The sequence below is a fragment of the Pseudomonas sp. Xaverov 83 genome (assembly GCF_019352905.1).
Classification (GTDB): domain Bacteria; phylum Pseudomonadota; class Gammaproteobacteria; order Pseudomonadales; family Pseudomonadaceae; genus Aquipseudomonas; species Aquipseudomonas yamanorum.
In genome coordinates, this window is sequence record NZ_JAAAFU010000029.1 from 143,711 (window position 1) to 147,526 (window position 3,816).

Sequence of the window (3,816 nt, forward strand, 5' to 3'; positions counted from 1 at the left end):
TTGGTCTGCGCCTTTAGCAACGATGACCTCAGCGCCCCAGTGCTGGAGCAGTTGGCCAACGGCGGCACCCGCCTGATCGCCCTGCGCTCGGCCGGTTACAACCATGTCGACCTGCCCGCCGCCAAACGCCTGGGCCTGACTATCGTGCGGGTGCCGGCCTATTCGCCCCATGCGGTGGCCGAACATGCGGTCGCACTGATTTTGGCCCTCAATCGCCGCCTGCACCGCGCCTACAACCGTACCCGCGACGGTGACTTCAGCCTGCATGGCCTGACCGGGTTCGACCTGGTAGGCAAGACCGTCGGCGTGGTCGGCACCGGGCAGATCGGCGCCACGTTCGCCAAGATCATGGCCGGGTTTGGCTGCCAGCTGCTGGCCTACGATCCTCACCCCAACCCGCAGGTCGAGGCCCTTGGTGCCCGGTATGTGAGCCTGCCGCAGTTGCTGGGCGAATCGCAGATCATCAGCCTGCATTGCCCGCTGACGGCGGACAGCAAACACCTGATCAACGCCCAAAGCCTCGCTCATATGCAGCCCGGCGCGATGCTGATCAATACCGGGCGCGGCGGCCTGGTGGACACCCCGGCGCTGATCGACGCACTCAAGGACGGCCAGCTCGGCTATCTGGGGCTGGATGTGTATGAAGAAGAGGCCCAACTGTTTTTCGAAGACCGCTCGGACTTGCCCCTGCAAGACGACGTACTGGCGCGCCTGCTGACCTTCCCCAACGTGATCATCACCGCCCACCAGGCCTTCCTGACCCGCGAGGCCCTGGGGGCGATTGCTGGCACGACCCTGGCCAACATCGCGGCGTGGGCTGGCGGGCAGGCGAAAAACCTCGTCGAAGGATGATCAGCGGTCACATAGCCGCGCCATGATGGGTGGCGGCCCGTGATAGGATGCCGCGCCTATTTGGAGGATCCATGGCCGAACACGATTTCCGCTTCAGCTTGCTGAGCCCGCAACACACCCTGATCGAATGCCGCGCCCTGGTGCCGGGCCGTTATCAAGTCACCGGCAACGGTGGCTCGATCAAGAACGGCGACGTTCTGATCGTCACCCTGCGCGGCAGCAAAACCCTGTCGATGCGCCTGACCGTCGAAGGCGATGCGCGCTACTCCATCCGCCCGGCGGGCCAGTGGGTCGCCATGGCCCAGGGGCCGAAGTTCGGCGAGTTGGAGATTCACACCTGGAAGGTCAACTGCGACAGCTGCGACAACGTGCTGGAGTTTGAATTCGCAGTGGAAACCAAGCTGACCAAGGAACCGCTGCAACCGGCCGCCACTGCGCGCGTCACCGAGTTGGGCTGGGCCACCCTGGGTGACAAGCACCGTTGCCCGAAATGCCAGCAGGCTGCGCAATGAAAGCCCTGCTGATGCTGGCCGTGCTGGGTGCAGGCCTTGCGGGCTGCGCCAGCGACGAGGTCAAGCTCAAGCAGGATCACAGCTACGTGGTGGAATGGATCGGTGAGCGGCCGCTGATGGATTACGCGCACCTGACCGTGACCCTCGGCGCCGATGGCCGGGCCTACGGCAATGGTGGCTGCAACCATTGGTTCGCGCCCTATACCCTGGATGGCGACAAGCTGAGCTTCGGCAAGGTCGGCAGCACCCGCAAACTCTGCGCCGAAGCGCTGATGGAGCAGGAACACCGCTTCTTCCAGGCCCTGCAAGGCGTGCAGCGCTGGGACATCTCGCCGATCGAACAGACCCGTTTCTGGCCGGCGGATGGCAAGCCGTTGCGATTGTGGCTGGAAGAAGGCTGATCCAGCCGTATGGCAATCCGGCTCTTCTGTGGGAGCTGGCTTGCCTGCGATTGTATCGCCTCGGTCTGGCTGACAGACCGAGTTGCCCGCATCGCAGGCAAGCCAGCTCCTACATTTAACCGCGCAACGCTTTGAGCTTGGCCAACACCCCTTCCGCCGTCTGCTCACCCATCAGTTGCTCGCGCACCTTGCCCTTGTCATCAATGATGTAGGTCACCGGCAAGGCTTCACTGCGGGGAATGTCGAAGATCCCGTCCGGGTTCTGCGCCAATACAGTGAACTTGATGCCCAGTTTCTCACTGGCGCTCTTGAGTTCTTCACCCTGGACGTTGTCGAAGTTCACGCCGAACACCCCCACCGACTGGCCCTTGAGCTGTTCAGCCAAAGCGTTGAGTTCAGGGATTTCGGTACGGCACGGGCCACACCACTCGGCCCAGTAGTTGACCACCAGCCATTGCTTGTCCAGGCGTTCGGCGGCCACTTTCTGACCGTATTGGTCAACGCCATAATCATTGCCACAGCCACTGAGCAGCAGTGTGCCGATGATTGCCAATGCGCCTAACAGTCGCCTCGTCATGGGGTAATCCTTCGTAAAAATGAACATTGGCTGCGGCCTATCGCCTCTCATGGTTTAAGGACGTGACGCAGCGCGGGTAGAATACCCGCCACCTTACGCAAGATGCGACCCGCACATGACCGATCTGACGCTTTATCACAACCCGCGCTGCTCGAAATCCCGCGGTGCGCTCGAATTGCTGGAAGCCCGTGGCCTCACACCGAACGTGGTGCGCTACCTGGAAACCCCGCTCGACGCCGTGCAATTGCAGGCCTTGCTGGGCAAGCTGAAGCTCAGCGCGCGGCAACTGCTGCGTACTGGCGAAGACGAATACAAAACCCTCAATCTGGCTGACACCAGCCTCAGCGAAGCGCAACTGATTGCCGCCATCGCCGCTCATCCGAAACTGATGGAACGCCCGATCCTCGAAACCGCCGACAAGGCTGTGATTGGCCGCCCGCCAGAGAACATCCTGGAGCTGGTTTCGTGAGTGCGCCGTATGTGCTGGTGTTGTATTACAGCCGCAACGGCTCGGTGAGCGAAATGGCCCGGCAGATAGCCCGGGGCGTCGAGCAAGCCGGGCTTGAGGCGCGCTTGCGCACTGTGCCGGCCATCTCCAGCGAATGCGAAGCCGTGGCGCCGGACATTCCGGTAGACGGCCCGCTGTACTGCAGCCTCGACGACCTGAAGAACTGCGCCGGCCTGGCGCTGGGCAGCCCGACCCGTTTCGGCAACATGGCTGCGCCGCTCAAGTACTTTCTCGATGGCACCAGCAACCTGTGGCTGACCGGCGCCCTGGTCGGCAAACCGGCGGGCGTTTTCACTTCGACCGCCAGCCTGCACGGCGGCCAGGAGACCACGCTGATGTCGATGCTGCTGCCGCTGCTGCACCACGGCATGCTGATCACCGGCCTGCCTTACAGCGAACAAGCCCTGCTCGACACCAAGGGCGGCGGTACGCCTTATGGCGCCAGCCACCATTCCGGTGCCGACGGCAAGCGCGCACTGGATCAACATGAAATCGCCCTGTGCCGCGCCCTCGGCCTGCGCCTGGCGAAGACCGCCGCGCTACTGGAGAACGGCCGTGGCCAGGAAGCCTAAGGTACTGCCGCCCCAGGCGTGGCTGGAGCCACGAGTCAAGGCGGCGCGGGTGTTGAGCCTGCTGGCGTTTTTGGGTTTGGTGGGGTTGCTGTGTGCCTACTACCTGGTGTTCGCCGACCTGCATGGCGCGCGGCCGTGGGTGATTCTGCTGATCGAGCTGGTGCCGCTGCTGTTGCTGGCGCCGGGGATGATCCTGGGCAGCGCGCGCGGGCATTCGTGGATGTGCTTTGTGGTGAACTTGTACTTCATCAAGGGTGCGCTGGCGGCGTATGACCCGAACCGGCAGTGGTTTGGTGTGCTGGAAATGCTGGCGAGCCTGGCGGTGTTCTGCACGGCGCTGATGTATGTGCGTTACCGGCATCAACTGAATCGGCGGTTGGCGGGGGGAGGGTTG

The 3,816-nt window shown here is 63.2% G+C and carries 7 protein-coding genes; 6 read left to right on the forward strand and 1 reads right to left on the reverse strand.

What is annotated here, in order from left to right; all coding sequences use genetic code 11:
• The 3 genes from K0H47_RS11975 to K0H47_RS11985 all read left to right on the forward strand — a co-directional run.
• On the forward strand, window positions 1-852 hold an 852-nt coding region (locus K0H47_RS11975; protein ID WP_219272738.1), incomplete at its 5' end, for a 2-hydroxyacid dehydrogenase.
• A gap of 71 nt (window positions 853-923) precedes the next feature.
• Complete coding sequence (locus K0H47_RS11980; protein ID WP_004371378.1) at window positions 924-1,364, forward strand: hypothetical protein; 441 nt, start codon at window positions 924-926, stop codon at window positions 1,362-1,364.
• A complete protein-coding gene (locus tag K0H47_RS11985; protein ID WP_004371380.1) occupies window positions 1,361-1,765 on the forward strand; it encodes an META domain-containing protein in 405 nt (134 codons plus the stop codon). The genes K0H47_RS11980 and K0H47_RS11985 overlap by 4 nt, the downstream gene beginning before the upstream one ends.
• Window positions 1,766-1,880: 115 nt before the next feature.
• Here the strand turns inward: K0H47_RS11985 and K0H47_RS11990 are convergent, their stop codons facing one another.
• Window positions 1,881-2,342: a TlpA disulfide reductase family protein gene (locus K0H47_RS11990; RefSeq protein WP_004371382.1), complete on the reverse strand. Its 462-nt coding sequence runs from the start codon at window positions 2,340-2,342 to the stop codon at window positions 1,881-1,883.
• Window positions 2,343-2,457: 115 nt separating this feature from the next.
• Here K0H47_RS11990 and arsC point away from each other — a divergent pair, with 115 nt between their 5' ends.
• The 3 genes from arsC to K0H47_RS12005 all read left to right on the forward strand — a co-directional run.
• Window positions 2,458-2,811 carry an arsenate reductase (glutaredoxin) gene (gene arsC, locus K0H47_RS11995; protein ID WP_218263308.1) on the forward strand — a complete coding sequence of 118 codons (354 nt, stop codon included), beginning with the start codon at window positions 2,458-2,460 and terminating at the stop codon, window positions 2,809-2,811.
• On the forward strand, window positions 2,808-3,422 hold the full coding sequence (gene wrbA, locus K0H47_RS12000) for an NAD(P)H:quinone oxidoreductase (protein ID WP_017475837.1): 615 nt from the start codon (window positions 2,808-2,810) through the stop codon (window positions 3,420-3,422). Before arsC ends, wrbA begins: the two co-directional genes overlap by 4 nt.
• Window positions 3,406-3,816, forward strand: a 411-nt coding sequence (locus K0H47_RS12005) for a DUF2069 domain-containing protein (RefSeq protein ID WP_219272739.1), incomplete at its 3' end; no start/stop codon positions are given. The genes wrbA and K0H47_RS12005, both read left to right, overlap by 17 nt.

Coding starts and splice junctions, on each gene's coding strand:
- K0H47_RS11980 (WP_004371378.1), top strand. CDS start 924: ATGGCCGAACACGATTTCCGCTTCAGCTTGCTGAGCCCGCAACACACC.
- K0H47_RS11985 (WP_004371380.1), top strand. CDS start 1,361: ATGAAAGCCCTGCTGATGCTGGCCGTGCTGGGTGCAGGCCTTGCGGGC.
- K0H47_RS11990 (WP_004371382.1), bottom strand. CDS start 2,342: ATGACGAGGCGACTGTTAGGCGCATTGGCAATCATCGGCACACTGCTG.
- arsC (WP_218263308.1), top strand. CDS start 2,458: ATGACCGATCTGACGCTTTATCACAACCCGCGCTGCTCGAAATCCCGC.